This window comes from Leptodesmis sp. (genome assembly GCF_052746595.1).
In genome coordinates this window covers 24,108-46,068 of sequence record NZ_JBRAGO010000026.1, presented here as the reverse complement: position 1 = coordinate 46,068, position 21,961 = coordinate 24,108, and the positions used below count along the sequence as shown (strand labels likewise).

Genomic DNA, 21,961 nt, shown 5'->3' with positions numbered 1-21,961 from the left:
ACTCCCCGCTCTAAAGAGACGGGGATTTTTGGCGAGTCCATAGCCGAACCCTCAAAGGCTGAGTCAAACAGCCCCTACTGACTCCGCTCAGGTCTAGCCTAAGCATCATCGCTACTTTGCGGATACTATTCGCAGCAGCGTTACAGTCTGCGTTGATATACTAGTTCTGCCCAGTTCGGTATAGACCCCGCTTAACTCGCTTTCCTGACGCTTTCCATCGTTCGGGTTTTTCACCGTAAGGGGTAGAGAGTCGCCATCTAGAAAACTTGTCTTTGAGGTATTTGCCTCTTCATGCTCAAGGAACTCAATGCCGTGCTGTTTGCACAGTTGAGCAATACGTTCCTTGAGCTTTGCCGTTGGGATCTGCACAAACTTCTGATTGGTTTTGCATCCCATATTGGCCTTAAACCTTTGACCTAAATTCCAGCCAAAGACAATCCGACCAATGCCCTGTTCAAGGCAGTGGTTGATTACTAATCTTGCGGCTTTGTTGACAGCATCGCGCATCTGACGATTCCGCTTTTCCGTAATAGCCGCTAATCGTATAGACCAAAACCCTTGAGGCTTATCCTCTTTGATGGTTGCAACCTGCTTGTTGTACCACTGGTTCATGGACTTCAGATGCCGACCATCAACAATGAAGCTGGTTCCTATATTGTTCACGCAGGTTAACCAGTTATCAATCCCGTGGTCGATACCCATCACTTTAGCTGGATCAACTTCTGCCACTTGAGACTCTAACGGGTAAACAAATTCTGCGTAGAAGCAACCGTTTCTAGGCAAAATACGAACCTCTTTGATTTGCTGCCAGTCAAGATTAGACGGCATTGGCAGGAAGATTGCATCAATCCCAAACCAGGCTTTCACCTGATTACCTAGCGGAATTCTAATGCCTTGATCAGTCAACTTTAGCCATCGCTTAGGGTAGGAAACTGTAAACAATCCTCTTTTACGATATTTGGGTAACTTGGGCTTTTCTGCCAGTTCACCGCGTTTCCATACAGCAGGTAACGTTAGCGCGGCAACCATTCAGGCATACATCGAAGATCCGCATCATCCTTGATGAAGGCTACTAAAGTAGCCGTGTCGCCTTTCCGCCCTAGATTAAAATCACAGGGCTACCATGCTCCCGTGTTCTTTTGTGTAGATACAGGTAGTGGTTGCCCAACAGACAATAAAATCTGATCGCTCAAATTTCCTAACTCTCCTTACAATAGCCCTATTGTTCTAGAAACCCATCGTGACTCAAGCACTAGAAACCAGGTTTCTGGGAGAGCCACTATCTGACAGCAGTAACTCCAGTGGCTTCCAACACTTTGCCGTTTTCGACTAATCCATACAGCAGGTAATGGTCACCGCAGTCCATCCGATCTTGTACCGTACATTCCAGGTAAGCCAGAGCATCTAGCAGTACCAGACAGCCATTAGTAGCAGGTTGAGTAGCCACATTCACAAAGGGATCCTCTCCGGGAACAGGAGTTCTCTGGAAGTAACGGCGCAGGTTGCGGCCCTCTTTTAAGATGTTTAGAACAAAGGATCCTCCAGGATAAGCAAGATAACCACCAACCTGCTCCTTGGAAATTGCCAGGGTGATCGCCGGAGGGTTAAAAGCAGCCTGAGACACCCAGGAGGTAAGAAATCCCAGGTCTTTGCCACCATGCTTTGCGGTCACTACACAGAGGGAACCGGTTACCCGTCCCACGGCTTGTCCCGTGCGATCGGTCTGAGCATCTGCCGCCTGTCGGGGAACCCGCACTTTCCGGGATTTACTCAGCGCCCGGGCAAATTCCGCTCCAGCCGCTTCACACTGCTGCAAAACTTCTGCTGTCGGTTTGAATTTCGTCCGAATGGTGGAGAACCCTAACGGATAGCCAGCATCCTGTAACTTACTTTCAATCAAGTCAATGGCTTCCCCACTCCAACCGTAAGAGCCAAATACCCCAGCGACCTTCGTCTTTGCAGCCGTTGATAAGACAATTCCCAGGGCGGTTTGAATCTGGGTCGGAGGATGACCAGCCAGGGTGGGAGAGCCAATGATAAAGCCATCGCACACCTGCACCGCTTCCGTAATTTCGTCTGGTTCCGCGAATTCGCAATTAATCAATCGCACCGCCACCCCAGCTTGAGTAATGCCTTTCGCGATCGCCTTCGCTAAGGTTGCCGTATTCCCATAAGCCGAGGTGTACAGCATCGCCACACTAAAATCTTGACTTTGCTGCTGCTGACACCAGCGACGGTAATTCAGGGTCAACAGGCTCAAACTATGGCGCACGATCGGACCATGACCGGGTGCATAAATTTTAGCGGGAAAGACTTCTAATTTGTCTAGGGCGGCTTCTACCTGAGGAGCCTGGGCTGCGTGCAGACAGTCAAAGTAATAACGACGGTCTTCCTCCAGCACCTTTCGGTGTTCATCAAAGGCGGCATCATCACAGACATGGGTGCCAAACAACTTATCGGTATAGAGAATGCGAGTGGCCGGATCGTAAGTGGCGATCGCATCCGGGTGGCGGGGGGTGGGCACGAAGCGAAACTGTAACTCGTGACCATTTCCCAGATCCAGAGACTCATCATCCCGAATAATGTGTACCTTCAGCGTGCGATCGGAACCATAGTCAATCCCCAGATCTTGAGCCTCGTCTTCCCTGGGAGATGGCAGATTCAAGGGCTGATTGGCAAATACCGATCGCAGCGTATTTGCTCCTGGTTTAGAACAAATCACCGTCGCGTAAGGAGCCAGTTCTAATAACCGTTTTAGAGTCGCCAATCGGTTGGGATTAACGTGACTGAGAATGATGTAATTCAGGCGTTGAAAGTACAGATGATGCTCCAACTCGTCCAGAAACAGGTTGGTGAAAGACTCCCCAGGTGGATCAATTAAAGCCGTGTCCTGAGCCTGGATCAGGTAGGAATTAGCAGTGGTACCTTTTTGCCGTCCGTATTCTACTTCAAACTTGAGGCGATCCCAGGTGCGCGAGCGCAGGGCGATCGTTCCAGCACCAATTTCGACAACTTGTACGTCACGGGGTTTCATGTCAGCCATACATTCAGGGTTAGGAAAGAAAAACAGGAGAAGGGATCCCGTCAGGACTCATGCCAGGAGGAAGAATTCGAGGAATGGACCGTTTCGATCACTCGCGGTGGTATCTCAGAGGTTTCATGATTACGGAGTTCTCGTTCCAGTTTACGCCGCATTGACAGCCGTTTTTCTGGATCAATCCCTTCAAAGGTGGGAGGCAACCAGACGCGCACCACCAACAGGACACCCAACACAATTAACAGCGCACAGGCCGATAGAATCTGGGTGGAGGGAGCTTCCAGCACTCCCCGCACAATAATCTCTCGCAAGACAGAAACAATGGAAACTTCTACCGCTACGCCGATCGATACCCGTTGCTCCTGCAAATAAATAATCAGCAGGCGGAATAATTCCACAAGAATCAGCAAGAACAGAATATCGGCAGTGACCACCTGAAAATCCAGAGGGGGCAGCAGGGAGACAAACATCTCGCGTAACTGCAATACCATGAAGCTAAACAGACCAATGCAGAGGGAAATCACAATCAGGTCTTGCACAATTTCCAGCGCGTACACAACCCGTTCTAACCAGGCTCCCATACGTTCTGCAGGCACAGTCTCTCTGGGTACTCTCATAAATTTTTGCTTCAGATAAATGGGTACTGTCTAGCTTACCTTCAGATTAGCTTATAGGTAGATAGTCAACCTATTGAGATAGTTTATGAGTACAATTGAGAAGGTCAACTAATCCAACCATTGCTGAATGACATCTACTAACCAGCCACACTCTGCCTGACTTAATCCCCTGCCAAAAAATTCTGCTCCAGAGGGAGCAGATAACATCACGACCCATTCAGCTTGAGCATTACTACCACTGTGAAAGTTTTTTTGGGTGGCAGTGATCTCCTGTACCGTAGTTGTCGAGCCACTCACCAGAGAAACTTTCCGACCAAATAGCTGTTTAGAGATGGAAAATTGCTGCCGATCGAAGCGAACAATAGTTGGCAAAAAGTTCCAATAGGTGAAACTAACGACCGATCCAACAATCCCCAGAAACAGCACAAGCATTCCCAGATCAACCGTGAGGGTGGATGGAAGAAGAACCTGTCCCAGGGCAACCAGTACAATCCCCAGTGGCGGCAACAGTAACAACAATTCCCAGGAGCTACTGCCTGGTATTTTGATAATCAGTTCGTCTGGCGTTTGATACACTTCCAGTCGCGTATCCAGAGGAGGTTGGAGCGATCGCATCTCGTTTTCAGCCAGTGCTCTTTTAAGCGATTGCGCCTCTCCTGCAGTCAGTGCCTTTTGATTGGGATCCAGTAGTTCTGCAGTGGGCGATCGTAGAGCCTCCAGAGCCTGTCGAGCTGTTTGAAACCGTTTGCTAACATCCGGTTCCACCAGCTTTTCAATCCAGCGGACAAAGGACGGATTGAGGCTAACGCGATCGGCAAACTGAATCCTCAAATCTTTTTGTGGCAATTCTGCAGGACATACACCTGTAAGCAAATGAATCAGTGTTGCCCCCAAACCATATAGATCAGAAGCAGGAACCGCCCGTCCCCCAAACTGTTCCAGGGGCGCATATCCATAAGTACCGACTACCGTAAACGTAGTTCCTTCTCTGGCTGCCCGATTCTGGACAGCACCAAAATCCACCAGATAAATGAAATTATCTTTTCCCCAAATCAGATTACTAGGCTTAATATCCCGATGTAATACAGGAGGACTCAACTCATGTAAGTAAATCAGCAAATGCAGCAAATTCACGGCAATTTGCAAAACCTGCCGTTCCCTAAAATGTTTTCCCTGCTCTAACAACTGCTTCAGAGACTGACCAGGAATATAATCCTGCACCAGCCCAAACCACTGCTGCGGTTCTGAGATTGAGAAAGACTCCCGATATTTTGGAATCTGGGGGTGATCCAGTTGCCGCAGTACCTGAGCTTCTCGCTCAAACAATTTCAAATCTTCCCATTGGGTTGTTCCGGCCCCAAAAGCCAGCAACTTGACCACCACAAGTTCTGGGGGTTGCAGGGAGATATCTTCGGCAAGCCAGGTTTGTCGTCCAGGAGCCTGACTCAGCTTCTGTTTCAGTTTGTAGCGCTGATCAAGAATTTGTTCGGGTTGCAACATGAGTGAGGGCGATCGGGTAAGCAGTTTAATTCAATCAAGTGTTACTAAGAAATATACTTTTGTTCATAGTAACCTTTGGCGCTAGTTCAAAGCTTCAATTCAGCGATCAAGCAGTGGAGTAAACTACTCAGGGATTAGGACATAGAACAGTAATAAAACTAGAAGAAACACTAAAACAGGATCGATTTTTCAACAGTCTCTGCATCGAAAAAGTGATTATCAACAACCAGATTAACCAATAACATCACTGCATCAGCCACTAATACAGATAATGCTGCCATAGAATAGTAGTATTCAACTTTTACGGGGTTCTATGAGTACTGCAAGTTACACCGGAAATGTTGCCAAGCTACTGACGTTTGGCGACTGCCACCAAATGGATTGGGAGAACTGGCCAGACTATCCAACCGAAGTAGGATTGCAGCCAGAAGATATTCCAGAACTGATTCGCATGGCCATCGATCGCACCTTTGATGAAATGGATAGCGATCGCCTCGAAGTATGGGCACCCATCCACGCATGGCGAGCACTGGGGCAACTAAAAGCGGAAGCCGCGATCGTCCCTCTAACGACAATTCTCAATAAAGACCTCGATTGGGTTTGGGAAGAACTCCCCCGCGTTTACAGTATGATTGGTCCGGCTGCTATTCCTGTTTTAGCAGATCTGATCCGCGATCCATCCCAGGACGATTCCGCTCGCAATACAGCCGTAGATTGTCTCAAGGAAATCGCCATCACCCATCCTGAGAGTCGGAATGCCTGCGTTGCCCCCCTGATGCAGCAATTAGAAGCCTTTGAGGAGAATGATATCACATTAAACACAAGCCTGATTGCCAACCTGATGGACTTAAAAGCCACAGAAGCTGCCGCAGCGATCGAAAAAGCCTTTGCCGCAGAACGAGTAGACGAATTTATGGTTGGCAGTTGGCCCTCGGTTCAAATCGATCTGGGCTTAAAGCAAGAAACCGACTTTTCACCAGATGAATTGAAGCCCAAAGTGCCTGCATCCCTGACAGATGTTAAGAAAATGTTGGATCTATACGAAGCCCAGATGCAGCAACTTCAAGGTTTTGGTAAAGGAGTGCCTGCAGCCAAAATTAGCCAGAAGAAAGCCAGCCAGAAGAAAGCCAGCCAGAAAAAAAAGAAAAAGAAATGATCGAATATGCAACGTTCTACGATCCAAAGTCCTTTTAAGGAGCTTCATACAACTCCGGTAGATGAAACGGATTGAGAAACGAAGCACAACCCCCTGTTAACGTGAACTCCCGGGTTGGGCGATGCCAGAAGTAAGCAAACCGTAACCCTGAATCTGCACCCGTGCCATGCACAATATGTTCCCAGTGATCGCGGGTGTCAGATGGTGCTTCTAGCAAAAAATAATGCCGACGAGCCGTATTCTTGGTATCCAGCCAGCAGCGGTCTAAAGCACCCAGCTTACGGATAATGGGCAAATTAAGCAGACCACTTTCCTCATAAATTTCCCGATTCAATGCGGCTTCCAGGCTTTCTCCTGGATCCACCCCACCACCAGGAATCTGAAGCGGTACCTGTGCATAATCCACATGTTTAAATAGTAATAATTCGTAAAGACTGCTGCTGTCATTCTTACGAATGAGAAATGCTCCAACTCGTTCAGATACCCGATAATTCATAGAGTGGGCCTTCCATGCAAGCAACAGTAGTCTATCTTCAAGGGTAATCCAGCGATTTCCGTAACCCAGATCGAACTGCGATCGTCAGCCACCCCACCTAAATAAAATTACTGCCATTTCCCTTTCCATTCCTACCCCCAATCCCCAATCCTGATCCCCTACTTCCCAGAATCGTGGTTCACCTCTCTCCCTCTGCAGAAACCAGCCCACACTACGTATGGATTTGTCAAAGTCGCGCATGTTCTCGTCAGGGTGCCGCCAAAGTCCTGCAAGCCTTTCAAGCCAATCCGGTTCCTGGGGTAGTCGTAATGGCTAGTCCCTGCATGGGGCAGTGCGGTAACGGACCAATGGTACGAGTAGTGCCAGAAAATGTATGGTATTGGCGGGTGTGTCCAGAAGAAGTACCCGCAATCGTCAGGTGCCATCTTCAGGGTGGAGAACCTGTGAAAGCTATACTGTATCCAATTCATTAAAAGATCGCTGTACACCAAAAGAGGTGCATAGTTTAGGATGGGCGGTTGAGGGCTGAGGCAAGCAGAAACGAGAATAATATGGCAATGGGAATTAATTTTGGACGGGAAGTGTGTGGACAACTGGAGGTCGCTGAATCCCGCGAGTGGTTGGTAACAAATGGCATCGGCGGTTATGCAGCAGGCACAGTAGCTGGAATGCTGACCCGCTGTTATCACGGCTTATTAGTCGCTGCCTTAAAGCCGCCTCTGGGCCGTACCCTGATGCTGGCTAAACTGGACGACACTGTATTGTATGGCGATCGCTACTATCCCCTGCATACCAATCGCTGGCTCGATGGTTCCGTTGGCCCCCACGGTTATCGTCACATCGAACGCTTTGCCTTGCAGAATTCCATTCCCGTCTGGCGTTATGCCTGTGCTGATGCGCTGTTAGAAAAACGCATCTGGATGCAACCCGGAGTCAACACGACCTATATTCACTATCAACTCCTGCGAGCCACAAAACCCCTACACCTGACCTTGAAAGCGCTCGTGAATTACCGGGATCATCACAATCGCACCCAGGGGCAGGGCTGGCAGATGACGATCGTGCCGCTGGAACGAGGGATTTGTGTCTCTGCTTTTCCGGAGGCGGTACCCCTGACACTGCTCAGCGATCGTGCCGACTTTACCCCCGGACACGATTGGTACTACGGCTTTAATCTGGCTGTCGAACGAGAGCGGGGACTGAGTGATCGGGATGATCACCTCCATGCCGCCACCTTTCAAACTCTCTTGGAAATCGGAGAATCTCTCACCATCGTTGCCAGCACAGAACCTAACCCTGACCTGAATGGGGAAGCAATGCTGAAAAACCGTCGTATCTATGAGCAAAAATTATTGGGATTATGGCGATCCAGTCACCCGATCGGTCTGAAAGAAGCGCCAGAATTTGTCAGTCAATTAGTGCTGGCTACCGACCAATTCATCGTCAATCGCACCTCACCTCAAGAGCCAAACGGCAAAACTATCATCGCCGGATACCCCTGGTTTAGCGATTGGGGCCGCGATACCATGATCAGCCTGCCCGGACTCACCCTCGCCACAGGTCGGCCTGAAATCGCTCGCTCTATTCTCCGTGTTTTTGCCTATTACACTGACCAGGGGATGATTCCCAATCGATTTCCCGACGCAGGCGAAGTCCCCGAATACAACACCGTTGATGCTACCCTCTGGTACTTTGAAGCCTTACGGGCCTACTATGCCGCTACGGAAGACGATGATCTGATTCGCGAACTGTATCCCATACTCGCTGAAATTGTAGACTGGCACTGTCGCGGCACCCGATTTAATATCCACCTCGACTCTGCCGATGGGTTACTGTATGCCGGAGAACCGGGTGTGCAACTGACCTGGATGGATGCCAAAGTTGATGATTGGGTCGTTACCCCCCGGATTGGCAAACCTGTTGAAGTGAATGCTCTTTGGTACAATGCCCTGCGAACAATGGCTAAACTGGCTCGACGCATTGGCAAACCCCACCAGGAATACGAAGCGATCGCTGATCGTGCCCAGGCTCGTTTCAGTCGCTTTTGGAATCCAGGGTTAGGCTACTGTTACGACGTACTGGACGGTCCCCATGGAAACGATGCCTCCCTGCGCCCCAACCAGATCTTTGCTGTTTCCTTGACCGAAAGCCCTTTGTCCCCTGCTCAACAACGCAGCGTCGTCGATATCTGTGCTCAGGCTCTATTAACTTCCTACGGCTTACGCTCCCTTGCCCCCGATGATCCACAATATCAGGGCCGTTACATCGGTACACCTCGTCAGCGCGACGGAGCTTATCATCAGGGAACCGTTTGGGGTTGGTTATTAGGGCCATTCGTTTCAGCACATCTGCGGGTGTACAACAATCCAGCCAGAGCACGAGAATTTCTGGAACCTATGATCAATCACCTGTATGCCCATGGAGTTGGCAGTTGCAGCGAAATTTTTGATGGTGATGCCCCCATGACTCCCAGAGGCTGCTTCGCCCAGGCATGGACGGTTGCAGAAGTCCTGCGAGCCTGGTTAGCGACAGAAGGGGTGAAGAGTGAAGAGTGAGTAAAAAAGGGCAGCGTTTTCCACCGCCCTCCGAGGTTCAGTCAATCTTTTGCAGGTGACGTTAGCCAGTTCCGGTTTGTGCCCCTCAGTCGAAAATTTTTGAGTCAAAATTTCTAAACCAAGTCCAGCTAGAGAACGGTCATTTTCCCATAAAAGAAACTACGGTTCTGGACCTAGACAAGGTTTAGATCTAGTCGTCAGAAAGTTTAATCGTCAGGAAACTGCCAGCATGGGATGTGTTCCACCCGATCGCTACCGCAATAGAGACAACTCTCTTCCGCCGAAGCTACCCATTCGCGATCGCACCGCCGACAATGACACCAGATATTATTCCGGTTGGCCTCCTGTAGTGCAGCTTGCCAATCCTGAAGTTCTTGGGGCGTAAAGTGAGAAGAGGAATCTTGCATTCGAGTTAAGAGTTAAAAGTTGAGAGTTAAAAATTCTCAGTTTTCAATTTTGAATGATGAATTGAACTTCTTTTCCCATCATCCCATTACCCCTTCACTCACTCCCCATCCTCCTATCTCCTTCTTCACCCTACTTCCTAATTCTTTCTCAACTCCTTCACCATCCACAGCGACTCTGTTTCATATCCCAGTGATCGATACAAATTCAGAGCAGGCTGATTGGCTGTAAAAACCTGCAAACTGATCTGACGATCGCCCCGCTGCCTGGCCCATACTTCAGCTTGCTGCATCAGGGCAGAGCCGAGTCCTCGACGACGATGGGCAGGAGCAATATAAAGCAGAAAAACATGAGTATGCCGATCTCCAGTGGATTGCGCGATCGCCGTTCCCAGCCACAAGCATCCGATCACTGCAGTTTTAGATTGACTGGCCGGGCAGGATGTTAGCCCAGTTAATTCCTCTGATACAACCTGATGCATCCACCAGAGGGGAGTTTCGTTTGAGAAGTATTGGTCTACCGTCTCAGCAAGATGAGCCTGATCCCCACCAGGAGCAATTTCAGCATAGGTCACTTGCAGAAATTTAAGCAATAGTGCTCGCTGCAGCGTAGACCCCTGACGAATGGTATAACCTGCAGGCAGGGATACACTCATTGACCTCAGCCAGTCCTTACCCTTAAAGTGCAGAATCTTCAGTAATGCCAGTTACCAAAGCTGAGAGAGAGGGAGGTAAAGACGAAACCTTTTGGGAAATAGGTAACCGGAGTTGTTGCAAACTGACCTCATCCACAGGTGCTGGAGCCGCCATATCATCCGCCAGGAAAATGCGGGAACTAACAGCCAACAACGCTACGAGAAACACAACAACAATTAATAAGGGTGCAATGTACTGCCTAAAGATAGCCATGATAGCAGCGTTAGGAATTTATAAAATTAAACATTTTCCAGGGCTAAAGCTGCAGTTTTCCTTAAGGAGAAACTTCAGTTTTCTAACTGAACCTGGATTATTGTGATTTTCTTGAGACTTCATTCAAGTTTTATGAAGCTCTCTCATTTCATACTACCGCGAATACGAGGAATCCTCATCTATTATTTTGAGATTCTGTAGCAGGTTCCAAACGGCTATTCCAGGGAGCCACTACAGGTAGCAAAAGCAACCCTGGCAGGGCGGCCACCAGCGTTAATAAGAAGAACACCGACCAGCCTGTTGTCTTTGCCAGATCACCTGCCGGAGCCGCCAGAATAATTCCTCCCGCTGCCATCAAGCTGGATAGCAGGGCATACTGGGTAGCCGTGAAATCATGGTTACACTGACTCATCAAATAAGCGACAAATCCAGCTGTCACCAGTCCGGCGCAGAGGTTTTCCAAATTAATCGCCAGGAGTAACCACAGGCTATTCTTTGGCAGCAGTGTCAGGGAAAAGTAACCCAGATTGCTAAGCGCTTGCAAAATACCAAACACCCATAGCGATCGGGCGATCCCAATCTTCGTCAGTACGACTCCCCCGCCAACTACCCCCACCGCCGTCGCCAAAAACCCAAATGTCCCCTGAATTGCGCCAATTTCAGTTTTGCCATATCCCACATCTAATAAAAACGGGGTGGCCATATTTCCCACCAGCGCGTCCCCCAACTTAAACAGCAGGATGAACAGCAGCACCAGAATCGCAGCACGGATTCCCAACCGTTGAAAAAATTCCTTAAAAGGTAGATAGACCGCATCCATCAAAGACTTTGGTGGATGTCCCTGGACGATCGGTTCCGGTGCCCAGAGGGTTGTGACCACCCCCACCGCCATCAGCGCCGCCATTAACAGGTAAACCGTTGGCCAGGGCAGATAATCAGCCAGGATCAACGCCAGAGAACCCGATACTAAAATTGCAACTCGATAACCCAAAACCCAGGTCGAAGCTCCAATTCCCAACTCCTGCTGTTCCAGTACATCCGTGCGATACGCATCTCCGGCAATATCCTGGGTAGCACTTAAAAGGGCAATGAGCATGGCATTCATCGCCACCAATTGCAAAGCCTGTTGGGGGTGCTGCAGAGACATGGCCGCGATCGCCACCAGCAGGCCCACCTGCGTTAACAATAACCAGCCCCGTCGCCGTCCCAGAATCGGGGGAACAAAGCGATCGAGCAGTGGCGACCATAGAAACTTCAGCGTGTAAGGCAACCCAATCAAACTAAACCAGCCAATCACCCCCAGATCCACCTGAGCATCCTTCATCCAGGCTTGCAACGTGCGACTCGTAAGAAACAGTGGCAAACCAGATGCAAACCCTAGCAGCAGCAGGGATGCCATCTTGCGGCTATGCAGAATCTTCAACAAGGGCTGGGTTACTTTCATGGGCCGAAGTTAGGGTCAAGACAAGGTCCCCCTCTCATAAGAGGGAGTTTAACGGGATCTGAAGGTTTTCCAACAAGCATTAGAGCCTGTCAAGCATCCTCTTAGACTCCTGTAGAATTGCAAATCTTTACCCCTTTCGGGTAGTTTTTGTTTGTAGAGACCTTCCGGCGAAACGTCTCTACGAATACTACCCTTCCGACGAAATGTTGACTCCTCCTTAAAATAGAGACTTAACGGGTAGGAGATATCACCTGAATCAACTCGGATTAACTGTCTCCGTGCCGTTGGGCTAAATGCCTTCTATAGTGGACTAATAGCTACCAATCCGCCTAGTAACGCGAAGCAGATGAGGAACATAATGCTTGCAACCCCCTTACTTCGTTCTAAGGAACTGCCTACCCTTCAATACACCTCCACCCCAGACCGCTTCGATGAAACCTGGGAGTCGCCCCTGTCTATCCTATTGGGATTAGGACGAGCTGCCGGAGCCGATTTCATTGAATTCTTTCTAGAGCGCGTCAATTACATCAGTTGTCTTGCAGAAGAGGATGCAATCACCAGCATTTCTCCTCGCCTGACCACCGGAGCCGGAGTTCGGGTTTTTCGCGGCCATGCAGATTGCTACGTCAGCACCAACGATCTGTCCTTCTCAGGGTTAAAGGCTGCTTTGGAAAAAGGACTCAGCATCTTAGGCTTGCAACTTCCTGGCCCAGGAGCCTTGATTCCCGAAATCAACCTGGAACCTTTACGCGATTATGGATCGCTACGAGGGAAAGAAAACTGGTTGTCCCAGTGCAGTTCCATGCGTGAAATGGGCGAAGTACTGCTGGATGCCAATGCTCAACTGAAGCAAAAGGCCAAGCACATTCAATCTCGTCGTGCCAGCTATTTCCGGGATTGGCAGGAAGTGTTAGTGGCTTCCAGTGATGGCACCTTTGCCAGAGATATTCGGTTGGCGCAAACGGTAGCCTCCATGCTCCTGTGTGCCGATGGCGCTCACCGCACTTCTATAGCTCGCCGCCTAGGGGACACCAGCAACCCCAACTTCTTGCGGAACTGGAATTATGGTGCGGTGATGGATGATATTGCCGAGTCTGCCGGACAAATGCTGTACGCCGATTACGTGGAGTCTGGCACCTATCCGATCGTCATGGCCAACGAATTTGGTGGCGTGATCTTCCATGAAGCCTGCGGTCACTTGCTGGAGACAACCCAAGTTGAAAAGCGTACCACTCCCTTTTTGGATCAGAAAGGTGAGAAGATTGCCCACGAAAGTCTTACAGCCTGGGATGAAGGACTATCCCCCAATGCGTTTGGAACGATCGACATGGATGATGAAGGGATGCCCGCCCAGCGTACCCTACTGATCGAAAAAGGTGTATTGAAGAACTTCCTAGCCGATCGCGCTGGTTCAATTCGAACTGGACATCCCCGAACAGGCAGTGGTCGCCGTCAGGACTACACGTATGCTGCCGCTTCCCGGATGCGGAACACCTACATTGCTCCCGGTGAATATGCGATCGCTGATCTGTTTGCCTCGATCGATAAAGGTATCTACTGCAAGAAGATGGGCGGCGGCAGCGTAGGAGCTACAGGCCAATTCAACTTTGGAGTGGATGAAGCTTATTTAATTGAAAACGGCAACATCACGAAACCCTTAAAGGGCGCTACCTTGATTGGCGAAGCGAAAGAGATCATGAACAAGATTTCCATGTGCTCTCAAGATCTGTCCCTAGCTCCTGGTTTCTGTGGCTCAGTCAGTGGCAGCATCTACACCACCGTAGGTCAACCTCACCTGAAAGTAGACTCCATTACTGTTGGCGGGCGTTAAGCCTGCGATCAGCAAAGCCAGGGCTGGAACGCTTATTATGGCTCTGGGGAAACTGGAAGCTCAACCGTTTCATACTCCACTCTGGAATCCATCAAGTTAGAGGGAGTAGCCCTTGCTTCCTGAGCCGAAATATCCTCCAACAGTTCCTCAACAATCTCCGCTGCTGTCACTTCGTACGGCGGATTACCCAGAAGATCGGGAACCAGTTCTTCACTGACTACTTCTGCCACGACCTCAACTTGCACATCGGCTAGAGTTGCAGCATGGGAATTCACAGAATCTCCTGTCCCAGTTGGAGCCGGAGTAATAATTTCTGCCTTCTGGGTTTCTGGAACTTCAACCATGGCCTCCCGGTATTGTTTCCGGACATATACAGGCTTGCTTTCCTTCTGTTTAGAAAAACCCTTAAACAGAGATTGAGTCCGGCTACTGAGTTCTCCAACCGGACGGTTGGCTGATTTTGCAGGAACGGGCCGTGACGGTGAGTCTGTGGGTGATCTATCGGGGTCAGATTGGGGGGAGATCGCCTGTTTACGAGCAGCGGCTGCCATCCGGCCCCGTCCTTTCTCTTTGATCCCTGCCACAGTCGAGGAACTACGGGCAGCAGCACTTTCACGGGTAGCTCGTGCCGATTCGATCGCACGGGAATCCGTCTTAGAAGAATTACTGAGGGTTGCTTCTGAGTCAGGCAGTTTAACTCTGGCAAATCGTTTGGCCGCTTCTTGCCCTGCTGTGCCAAATTCTTCCAGACTGGGAGGCGTGTAAGTATCGGTTGGGGCTGGAGGAGGAGGGCTTTTGGCTTGAGTTGTAGTCGCCACCATCGCCTGTACACCTTCTTTGACCTGCTCAAACAGCCGAGAAATCTGTCCCACCCATGGCGATCGACCACTAGAACTGGCAACGGATCTGAACCCAGCCCACAAATCCGATGCCGCTGGGATAGGTGTTTGTTGATCCAGGGGAGCCGCCTGACGACGCAGCCAGAATGTTTGCCAGCCCAACCAGCTCAACAGAGCCACCCCTGCCATCTGCCCCAGTAACAGTCCTCCAGTAATGCGGGGAGCATAAATCCAGAGCACTAGCGCATAAAACAACCCAATCCCACTCCAGATGAAGTCGTTTCTGCGATGCACCTCCGGAAAGAAGAAGGCGGCCATGTACATCGCAAAGCTGCCCAATCCAACCCCAATTGCCAGAATGTATGCCAGCATACTGCCTCTCTACAGTCACTTAAGACTATTTAAACACCGTCTCAAATTGTCTTGAAACTTTATTATCAACGTCCTCTGTCATTTTACGCAGAACAAATGGTAGCAAAGGTTTCAAATTGTCGGGATGTAACGTCACATGACTCAGGCTTAAAAGTTCTTTTTTGCAAGCCCTTTAGCCTATTTCAGAAACTACTCAAGAAAGCTTCAGAATTTCACCCTAATCTAGAGTCTTAATCTCTTCTTCCAGGCTAATCTATGGCGATCGAGCTACCCTGAGAGAAATGGACAGCTCCGGCAAGTTGCAGAGTTACCAGCGAGTTCTTATGACACAACAATTTGGTGTAATCGGTCTCGCCGTTATGGGCGAAAATTTGGCATTAAACGTTGAACGCAACGGATTTCCTGTGGCTGTCTACAACCGCAGCCGTGAAAAAACAGATGAATTCATGGCAACGCGAGCCCAGGGAAAGAATTTTGTGGCGGCCTATACCCTGGAAGATTTTGTCGCTTCCCTGGAACGCCCCCGCAAGATTCTGATCATGGTAAAGGCAGGCGCTCCTGTTGATGCCGTAATTGATCAATTGAAACCCCTGTTAGATGAGGGGGATATTCTGATTGATGGCGGCAACTCCTTGTTCACAGATACTCAACGACGGGCAGCGGCTTTGGAATCGGAAAAATTCACCTTCATTGGGATGGGGGTCAGTGGTGGGGAAGAAGGCGCACTGCTTGGCCCCAGCCTGATGCCCGGTGGTACGAAGCAGGCTTACGACTATCTGGAGCCGATTCTTACCAAGATTGCGGCTCAGGTGGATGATGGCCCCTGCGTCACCTACATTGGGCCAGGAGGGGCAGGCCACTACGTGAAGATGGTACACAACGGCATTGAGTATGGCGATATGCAATTGATTGCAGAAGCCTATGACCTGATGAAAAATGTGCTGGGACTGAATGCCACTCAATTGCATGAAGTCTTTGCCGAGTGGAACACCACCGATGAACTCAACTCCTACCTGATTGAGATTACAGCCAATGTATTTAAGGTGATGGATCCAGACACAGGCATTCCCCTGGTGGATGAAATTCTGGATGCAGCAGGACAAAAGGGAACGGGACGTTGGACAGTCGATAATGCGCTAGAAATTGGGGTACCAATTCCCACGATCATTGCGGCAGTCACGGCCCGGATCATGTCCTCCTACAAGCAAGAGCGGGTGGCTGCAGCGAAAGAACTGGTTGGCCCATCCACGACCTTTGATGGAGACGTAAAAACCTTTATTGCTAAAGTGCGGGATGCACTCTACTGCTCTAAAATGTGCTCCTATGCTCAAGGCATGGCACTGCTCAGTAAAGCCTCTCAAGTTTACGGCTTTAACTTAAATCTGGGTGAGTGTGCTCGTATCTGGAAGGGTGGCTGCATCATTCGGGCAGGCTTCTTAAATAAGATCAAGCACGCTTTTGATGAAAATCCATCTCTACCAAACCTGCTGCTGGCTCCAGAGTTTAAGCAAAGTATCCTCGATCGCCAGTCCGCCTGGAGAGACGTGGTTGCCACCGCTGCCAAGGTGGGCATTGCCGTTCCTGCCTTCAGTGCCTCACTGGATTACTTCGACAGCTACCGTCGCGATCGCCTGCCACAAAACCTCACCCAGGCCCAGCGCGATTACTTCGGTGCTCATACCTACGAACGGATTGACAAACCCGGCGTCTTCCATACGGATTGGATTCACGTTGCAGATGAAGTTCCTGAACCGACAATGGCGAAGTGAAATTCTTTGTAGGGGCAAACGGCTGTTTGCCCTACAAAGAATCTTACAAAAGCAATGATTTAATGTGCGATCGCTATTAGAGGGACGCTTTGGGAATAAACCTGCTGTTTTCATAACTCCAGGCAATTCCATCCGGGTCTAATTCCTGGCTCCAGCTACTGAAATTGGGGCGGGACTTGTAGCGATCGAGCGTCTTATACGTCACTCCCAAACGATGGGCCAACTTGCGACCGGATAACGGTTGAGCAGGATCAGCCTCCATCATCCAGTCAATATAAGCATCCCAGCAAGCCACAACCAACGCAAACGCAACGATCGCCAGCATTTCAGGCCGTTCCATCAATTTATCCAGAATCTCCTGCCATTCATCCTGCCCGGTTTCTGAGGAAGTTGAGGCCGTAGCCACAGAAGGCGTTTGCGGCTCCGATAGAAGTGGGCTTTCAGTCTTAGTGGGTTGTGGAATTGCGGCAGGTGGGGAAGCGGTTGATTCAGGAGCAATCGGGGAAGAGCCAATATCGGACGGGCTAAAGTCAGAAACCAAGTTTTCCGTCATCTTAGCTTCTGTTGCAACAGTTTCTAGTGGCGAGAGATCCGATCTAGTAACAGAATTGGGCGTTGAGATTTTATCATTCATGGCCGTTGGCTGGTAATCGGAGAGTAACTCTATTGTCTGACTCCAGAGCACCTCATGATCGCCGATTTGTCGCGCACTGATTTCAACGATCGCAATCGCTGCAATGGCCAAACTTTGCACAATTCTTGAACTAACCCAACCATGGTGTCCTGATCTGGGGGAAACGCAGCCTCCACCAGCACCGATAAATAGTTACCCAGACGAATAACACTGGCCGTCATGTTGTACCGTTGCGTGAGATGGTACGTCAGAATCGTAGCAATCGCCTCAGGATCACCTTGTTTTGCCAGATCCAACGTATTGGGGGAAGGCATGGAGATAGCCACGGTAAACTTGTGGAGTAGAACGTTACAGGGAAATTATAGGAGTTTATCTAGAAGTGAACAGTCCCATGAACCAAAAGCTAAACAGTCAGAATCTTGCCCACTATATTGAGGCCACTAACGGTATCACCAAACCCTGGCTATTGCTACAGCTACGATTAAAAAAAATACAAGAAAAGCGGGAGTATCTGTCCCCAGAAGAGTACGAAGCTGCGATCACGGATCTACACCAGGATCTGGTGAATTTGGGAGAATTCTGGGTAGGCATTGAAGACGAGGTATTTGGCGATCATGCGTAAACGCAAAGCGCCTCCGGTAAAAATTAACCTGAGCGACCCTCAATATTATTTTAATAGAGAATTAAGCTGGATTGAATTCAACAATCGGGTGTTACACGAAGCCTTTGACCCCCGTACTCCCCTGCTGGAGCGCTTAAAGTTTCTCTCCATCTTTAGCTCTAACCTGGATGAGTACTTTATGGTACGGGTGGCCGCCCTGAAACAACAGGTGGAAGCTCAGGTGACTCGTCTCTCTGCCGATGGCCGCACCGCTCAGGAACAGCTTGACCTGATCAGCCAGCGTCTGCGTCCGATGGTGACGCAACAACATCAGCACTTTGAGCAAGCCCTCCGGCCTCAGTTGGCTGCTCAGGGCATTTACCTGCTGGATTACGTAGACCTCAACCAGGAACAGCGGAATTATCTGCATAACTATTTTGAAGCCCAAATTTTTCCCGTACTTACGCCGCTGGCGATCGACCCCAGCCATCCGTTTCCCTACATTTCCAATCTCAGCCTGAACCTGGCCGTTGTTATTCAAGACACCGAAACCGGGAAAGAATTGTATGCTTGTGTGAAAGTGCCCAGTAGCTTACCCCGCTTTCTGCCGCTGCCGCAAGCCCTCCGGACGCAGGAAAAAGGGAAACCTGCGATCTGGACCGGTGTGCCTTTAGAACAAGTAATTGCCCATAACCTGGCCCACCTGTTTCCGGGCATGAACATTCAGGAATACCATCCCTTCCGGGTGACACGGGACGGCGATTTGGATCTCTCTGAAGATGAAGCCGAGGATTTGCTGCTGGCGATCGAGCAGGAGTTGCGCAAACGTCGCGTCGGTGGTTCGGTGGTGCGGTTAGAAATCCACGCTTCCATGCCGGACACCCTGCGAACGATGTTGCTGGATGAGATGGATTTGACCGAACAGGATGTGTATGAAGCCAATGGGTTGTTATGCCTGCGGGACTTAATCTCCTTGATGGATCTGCCCTTACCGGAATTGAAAGATCCCCGCTGGCCCTCCTCTATTCCTGCAGCCTTCCAGTCCTTGCCGGAGTTATCTGAGGATGAAGTTGACCCTCAAAATAACGTGTTTACGATTTTGCGCCGGCAAGATGTGATGGTACATCATCCTTATCATTCCTTCTCCAGAACGGTGCAGCGGTTCATTACCGAAGCGGCTTACGATCCCCAAGTGCTGGCCATCAAGATGACGCTTTACCGCACCTCTGGGGATTCACCGATCGTCAATGCCCTGATTGCTGCTGCCGAGAATGGCAAGCAAGTCTCCGTGCTGGTGGAACTGAAAGCCCGTTTTGATGAAGAAAACAATATCAACTGGGCACGCAAGTTAGAAAGTGCCGGAGTTCACGTCGTCTATGGATTGGTCGGCCTCAAAACCCATACCAAAGTGGTGCTAGTAGTGCGTCGAGAAGACGGACGGATGCATCGCTATGTTCATATCGGGACTGGCAACTATAACCACAGAACGGCCCGGTTTTATACCGATGTAGGACTCCTCAGCAGTCGGCCAGACTTGGGTGCAGATTTAACGGATTTATTTAACTTCCTGACGGGCTATTCCCGGCAACAGACCTACCGGAAATTATTAGTGGCTCCTGTCAGTCTGCGCGATCGCATGACCGCTTTAATTCGCCGGGAAGCAGAACACGCCCGTAAGGGATTTCATGGGCGGATTGTTGCCAAAATGAACAGCCTGATTGACCAGCCCCTGATCGCTACCTTATATGAAGCCTCTCAAGCCGGGGTGCAGATTGATTTGATTGTGCGCGGCATGTGCTGCCTGCGTCCGGGAGTACTAGGAGTCAGTGACAATATTCGCGTTATGAGTATTGTGGGCCGCTTTTTGGAACACTCGCGTATCTTTTACTTTCACAATCGAGGCCAGGAAGAAATTTTTATCGGTAGTGCCGACTGGATGCCCCGCAATCTCGATCGCCGGGTAGAGGCAGTGATGCCCGTGGAGGATCCCGCGATCGCCAAAGACCTAGAAGAGGTGCTGGGCATTATGCTGGCCGACAATCGTCAAGCCTGGGATCTGCAATCCGATGGCCGATACGTGCAGCGTCGTCCAGCGGCAGATAGTCCCGAACAAAGTTCACAAAAAATTTTGATGGAAATTGTTTAACCATTTTTGAAAACTTAGGGTAGGATTAATCCCTAGTTTGTACAGAGAGGTCAAATGAACCAACCAGACGGGATTTCTGCTTTTTCGTAGGGAGTCATTGGTCATTCGTCATTCGTCATCCGTCATTTGTGATTGGTCTAGCATCTGATTACGAATGACAGAGGGCAGATAATGGATGGGAATTTCATACGCTTAAAAAGTCGAGCATTGTCTTCTCGGTTATTATGACCTGAGGTGTACAACAGGTGGTGTGTCATGGTTTGTCTTGACGCATTGCCAATTTTCTTGTGCCTTTTTATCAGCAAAAAAACTGGCAATTTCAAAATGTTGTAAAACGTCTTGAGTCTGAAACAAAAATTCAGATTTTCTTTACAAGAAACAGATGCATTTTCTAAGTTTTTTGCTAAAGTTGGAGGCAATTTTACGCAACTTCTCAGCAAATGGTTTATGTGAGTGTGTATGAGTGCCGAATCGCCTTCCAATCCTGGAAAAACTGATGCTATTGAAACCAGTTCTATCGAGCAAGAATTCGATATCGATCTGGATATCGAGATTGATATTGATAAGGATGAACTGGAAGATTTAGAACAGCATTTAGATGCATCTAACTTTGCCCCCAGGAAGCCTCCCGTCAAGTTTACAAAAGCAGAACGTCTGGGTCTGACAGATGATTCTGTGGGCTTATTTCTACGCGAAATGGCACGCTACCCTCTCCTAACTCAAGCCCAAGAAATTGAGTTAGCTCGTGAAATTGTTAAAGGAGGGCCACAAGGCGAAATTGCCAAACGTAAATTAGTGCGATCGAACCTACGTCTGGTGGTTTCAATTGCTAAGAAATATCTCAATCGGGGCGTTCCCTTTCTGGATCTGATTCAGGAAGGAGCGATGGGGTTGATGCGAGCCGCAGAAAAGTTTGATTATGAGCGGGGATATAAATTCTCGACCTATGCTTACTGGTGGATTCGTCAGGGAATTACCCGCGCGATCGCGTCCCAATCTCGAACGGTGCGCCTACCCGTTCACATGGTGGAAAAACTGAATCAGGTTCGCAAAGCGCGTCAAACGCTCTCACAGAAATTGGGCCGTAAACCCACGAAACAAGAAATTGCGATGGAGCTAGAGATTGATGAGGACAAATTAGACCATGTTTTAGATGTCAGCCAGGGGACACTGTCTTTGCACGCCTGGGTAGGTCGGGAAGAAGATACGGAACTCATGCAACTGATTGAAGATTCCGATAATGTTGCTCCCAATGATTGCCTGGATCACAAATTATTGTGCGATCGCCTGAACTCTGTTTTGGAGCATTTGAGCGATCGGGAACGAGATATCATCAAACTGCGGTTTGGACTCACCGATGGGCAGCATTACACTCTGTCAGAAATTGGTGAACTGTATCATCTTTCCAGAGAACGGGTGCGACAGATTCAAGCCAAAGCCATGCGAAAACTTCGCCATCCTCGCCGTCAGGCCCTCTTAAAGGATTGGATGCGTTAACCCGTTAGCAGTGGACGACAAGTGTTTGCGCTTCTCAAAGTGCATCCAGCATAGCGCTATTTACTGGGATGGGGGATAGCGTATGGGGCATGATAAATGTTAAGGAAAGCGATTGTAAGTATTAAGGAAAGCGATTGTAAGTCGTCCGCTGCCC

At 49.6% G+C, this 21,961-nt stretch carries 20 protein-coding genes; 8 read left to right on the top strand and 12 right to left on the bottom strand.

Annotated features, from left to right (window positions below):
- Positions 1–111 precede the first annotated feature (111 nt).
- The 4 genes from ACUVQO_RS08065 to ACUVQO_RS08050 form a co-directional block, all read right to left on the bottom strand.
- Positions 112–1,029, bottom strand: coding sequence for an RNA-guided endonuclease InsQ/TnpB family protein (locus ACUVQO_RS08065; protein ID WP_445925373.1), 918 nt, complete (start codon positions 1,027–1,029; stop codon positions 112–114).
- 250 nt (positions 1,030–1,279) lie between these two features.
- Positions 1,280–3,043, bottom strand: a complete 1,764-nt coding sequence (locus ACUVQO_RS08060; RefSeq protein WP_445925372.1) for a diflavin flavoprotein — start codon at positions 3,041–3,043, stop codon at positions 1,280–1,282.
- Positions 3,044–3,084: 41 nt separating this feature from the next.
- Entirely contained in the window at positions 3,085–3,654 is a 570-nt protein-coding gene (locus ACUVQO_RS08055) for a phosphate-starvation-inducible PsiE family protein (protein ID WP_445925371.1), read from the bottom strand.
- Between the two features lie 108 nt (positions 3,655–3,762).
- Positions 3,763–5,154 (bottom strand): serine/threonine protein kinase, encoded by a 1,392-nt coding sequence (locus tag ACUVQO_RS08050; protein ID WP_445925370.1) that lies wholly within the window; start codon positions 5,152–5,154, stop codon positions 3,763–3,765.
- Positions 5,155–5,467: 313 nt separating this feature from the next.
- Between ACUVQO_RS08050 and ACUVQO_RS08045 the strand changes: the two genes are divergently transcribed.
- A complete protein-coding gene (locus tag ACUVQO_RS08045; RefSeq protein WP_445925369.1) occupies positions 5,468–6,310 on the top strand; it encodes a HEAT repeat domain-containing protein in 843 nt (280 codons plus the stop codon).
- Positions 6,311–6,344: 34 nt separating this feature from the next.
- Here the strand turns inward: ACUVQO_RS08045 and ACUVQO_RS08040 are convergent, their stop codons facing one another.
- On the bottom strand, positions 6,345–6,806 hold the full coding sequence (locus ACUVQO_RS08040; RefSeq protein ID WP_445925368.1) for an NUDIX domain-containing protein: 462 nt from the start codon (positions 6,804–6,806) through the stop codon (positions 6,345–6,347).
- Between the two features lie 173 nt (positions 6,807–6,979).
- On the opposite strand from ACUVQO_RS08040, the gene ACUVQO_RS08035 reads away from it, so the two are divergent.
- On the top strand, positions 6,980–7,279 hold the full coding sequence (locus tag ACUVQO_RS08035) for a (2Fe-2S) ferredoxin domain-containing protein (RefSeq protein ID WP_445925367.1): 300 nt from the start codon (positions 6,980–6,982) through the stop codon (positions 7,277–7,279).
- A gap of 78 nt (positions 7,280–7,357) precedes the next feature.
- Entirely contained in the window at positions 7,358–9,361 is a 2,004-nt protein-coding gene (locus ACUVQO_RS08030; RefSeq protein WP_445925366.1) for an amylo-alpha-1,6-glucosidase, read from the top strand.
- Between the two features lie 206 nt (positions 9,362–9,567).
- On the opposite strand, the gene ACUVQO_RS08025 is transcribed toward ACUVQO_RS08030, so the two are convergent.
- The 4 genes from ACUVQO_RS08025 to ACUVQO_RS08010 form a co-directional block, all read right to left on the bottom strand.
- On the bottom strand, positions 9,568–9,768 hold the full coding sequence (locus ACUVQO_RS08025; protein ID WP_445925365.1) for a hypothetical protein: 201 nt from the start codon (positions 9,766–9,768) through the stop codon (positions 9,568–9,570).
- Positions 9,769–9,905: 137 nt separating this feature from the next.
- Complete coding sequence (locus ACUVQO_RS08020) at positions 9,906–10,421, bottom strand: GNAT family N-acetyltransferase (RefSeq protein WP_445925364.1); 516 nt, start codon at positions 10,419–10,421, stop codon at positions 9,906–9,908.
- Between the two features lie 22 nt (positions 10,422–10,443).
- Entirely contained in the window at positions 10,444–10,674 is a 231-nt protein-coding gene (locus ACUVQO_RS08015) for a hypothetical protein (RefSeq protein WP_233748172.1), read from the bottom strand.
- Between the two features lie 175 nt (positions 10,675–10,849).
- Positions 10,850–12,118, bottom strand: coding sequence for an AmpG family muropeptide MFS transporter (locus ACUVQO_RS08010; RefSeq protein ID WP_445925363.1), 1,269 nt, complete (start codon positions 12,116–12,118; stop codon positions 10,850–10,852).
- 358 nt (positions 12,119–12,476) lie between these two features.
- Here ACUVQO_RS08010 and ACUVQO_RS08005 point away from each other — a divergent pair, with 358 nt between their 5' ends.
- Positions 12,477–13,949 (top strand): TldD/PmbA family protein, encoded by a 1,473-nt coding sequence (locus ACUVQO_RS08005; protein WP_445925362.1) that lies wholly within the window; start codon positions 12,477–12,479, stop codon positions 13,947–13,949.
- Positions 13,950–13,984: 35 nt separating this feature from the next.
- Here ACUVQO_RS08005 and ACUVQO_RS08000 read toward each other — a convergent pair whose 3' ends face one another.
- Positions 13,985–15,160, bottom strand: coding sequence for a Ycf66 family protein (locus ACUVQO_RS08000; RefSeq protein ID WP_445925361.1), 1,176 nt, complete (start codon positions 15,158–15,160; stop codon positions 13,985–13,987).
- A 323-nt stretch (positions 15,161–15,483) separates the two neighbouring features.
- On the opposite strand from ACUVQO_RS08000, the gene gndA reads away from it, so the two are divergent.
- Positions 15,484–16,929: an NADP-dependent phosphogluconate dehydrogenase gene (gene gndA, locus ACUVQO_RS07995; protein WP_445925360.1), complete on the top strand. Its 1,446-nt coding sequence runs from the start codon at positions 15,484–15,486 to the stop codon at positions 16,927–16,929.
- 76 nt (positions 16,930–17,005) lie between these two features.
- Here the strand turns inward: gndA and ACUVQO_RS07990 are convergent, their stop codons facing one another.
- Both ACUVQO_RS07990 and ACUVQO_RS07985 read right to left on the bottom strand, forming a co-directional pair.
- On the bottom strand, positions 17,006–17,482 hold the full coding sequence (locus ACUVQO_RS07990) for a hypothetical protein (RefSeq protein ID WP_445925359.1): 477 nt from the start codon (positions 17,480–17,482) through the stop codon (positions 17,006–17,008).
- Between the two features lie 110 nt (positions 17,483–17,592).
- Positions 17,593–17,877, bottom strand: a complete 285-nt coding sequence (locus ACUVQO_RS07985) for a hypothetical protein (protein ID WP_445925358.1) — start codon at positions 17,875–17,877, stop codon at positions 17,593–17,595.
- Positions 17,878–17,954: 77 nt separating this feature from the next.
- Between ACUVQO_RS07985 and ACUVQO_RS07980 the strand changes: the two genes are divergently transcribed.
- From ACUVQO_RS07980 to ACUVQO_RS07970, 3 genes are all read left to right on the top strand, one after another.
- The gene (locus ACUVQO_RS07980; protein WP_445925357.1) at positions 17,955–18,185 is read left to right on the top strand and encodes a hypothetical protein; all 231 of its coding nucleotides are present in this window, start codon (positions 17,955–17,957) and stop codon (positions 18,183–18,185) included.
- Complete coding sequence (gene ppk1 / locus ACUVQO_RS07975) at positions 18,178–20,310, top strand: polyphosphate kinase 1 (protein WP_445925356.1); 2,133 nt, start codon at positions 18,178–18,180, stop codon at positions 20,308–20,310. The genes ACUVQO_RS07980 and ppk1 overlap by 8 nt, the downstream gene beginning before the upstream one ends.
- A 459-nt stretch (positions 20,311–20,769) precedes the next feature.
- Positions 20,770–21,807: a sigma-70 family RNA polymerase sigma factor gene (locus tag ACUVQO_RS07970; RefSeq protein ID WP_445925355.1), complete on the top strand. Its 1,038-nt coding sequence runs from the start codon at positions 20,770–20,772 to the stop codon at positions 21,805–21,807.
- The last annotated feature ends 154 nt before the right edge of the window (positions 21,808–21,961 follow it).

What these genes read in the sequence shown, in the direction of transcription:
- ACUVQO_RS07990 (WP_445925359.1), bottom strand. Translation starts at nt 17,482, where the DNA reads ATGACGGAAAACTTGGTTTCTGACTTTAGCCCGTCCGATATTGGCTCT.
- ACUVQO_RS08030 (WP_445925366.1), top strand. Translation starts at nt 7,358, where the DNA reads ATGGCAATGGGAATTAATTTTGGACGGGAAGTGTGTGGACAACTGGAG.
- ACUVQO_RS08010 (WP_445925363.1), bottom strand. Translation starts at nt 12,118, where the DNA reads ATGAAAGTAACCCAGCCCTTGTTGAAGATTCTGCATAGCCGCAAGATG.
- ACUVQO_RS07980 (WP_445925357.1), top strand. Translation starts at nt 17,955, where the DNA reads ATGAACCAAAAGCTAAACAGTCAGAATCTTGCCCACTATATTGAGGCC.
- ACUVQO_RS08025 (WP_445925365.1), bottom strand. Translation starts at nt 9,768, where the DNA reads ATGCAAGATTCCTCTTCTCACTTTACGCCCCAAGAACTTCAGGATTGG.
- ACUVQO_RS08060 (WP_445925372.1), bottom strand. Translation starts at nt 3,043, where the DNA reads ATGGCTGACATGAAACCCCGTGACGTACAAGTTGTCGAAATTGGTGCT.
- ACUVQO_RS08045 (WP_445925369.1), top strand. Translation starts at nt 5,468, where the DNA reads ATGAGTACTGCAAGTTACACCGGAAATGTTGCCAAGCTACTGACGTTT.
- ACUVQO_RS08020 (WP_445925364.1), bottom strand. Translation starts at nt 10,421, where the DNA reads ATGAGTGTATCCCTGCCTGCAGGTTATACCATTCGTCAGGGGTCTACG.
- ACUVQO_RS08065 (WP_445925373.1), bottom strand. Translation starts at nt 1,029, where the DNA reads ATGGTTGCCGCGCTAACGTTACCTGCTGTATGGAAACGCGGTGAACTG.
- ACUVQO_RS08000 (WP_445925361.1), bottom strand. Translation starts at nt 15,160, where the DNA reads ATGCTGGCATACATTCTGGCAATTGGGGTTGGATTGGGCAGCTTTGCG.
- ACUVQO_RS08055 (WP_445925371.1), bottom strand. Translation starts at nt 3,654, where the DNA reads ATGAGAGTACCCAGAGAGACTGTGCCTGCAGAACGTATGGGAGCCTGG.
- ACUVQO_RS08040 (WP_445925368.1), bottom strand. Translation starts at nt 6,806, where the DNA reads ATGAATTATCGGGTATCTGAACGAGTTGGAGCATTTCTCATTCGTAAG.
- ACUVQO_RS08015 (WP_233748172.1), bottom strand. Translation starts at nt 10,674, where the DNA reads ATGGCTATCTTTAGGCAGTACATTGCACCCTTATTAATTGTTGTTGTG.
- ACUVQO_RS08050 (WP_445925370.1), bottom strand. Translation starts at nt 5,154, where the DNA reads ATGTTGCAACCCGAACAAATTCTTGATCAGCGCTACAAACTGAAACAG.
- ACUVQO_RS08005 (WP_445925362.1), top strand. Translation starts at nt 12,477, where the DNA reads ATGCTTGCAACCCCCTTACTTCGTTCTAAGGAACTGCCTACCCTTCAA.
- gndA (WP_445925360.1), top strand. Translation starts at nt 15,484, where the DNA reads ATGACACAACAATTTGGTGTAATCGGTCTCGCCGTTATGGGCGAAAAT.
- ACUVQO_RS07985 (WP_445925358.1), bottom strand. Translation starts at nt 17,877, where the DNA reads ATGCCTTCCCCCAATACGTTGGATCTGGCAAAACAAGGTGATCCTGAG.
- ACUVQO_RS07970 (WP_445925355.1), top strand. Translation starts at nt 20,770, where the DNA reads ATGAGTGCCGAATCGCCTTCCAATCCTGGAAAAACTGATGCTATTGAA.
- ppk1 (WP_445925356.1), top strand. Translation starts at nt 18,178, where the DNA reads ATGCGTAAACGCAAAGCGCCTCCGGTAAAAATTAACCTGAGCGACCCT.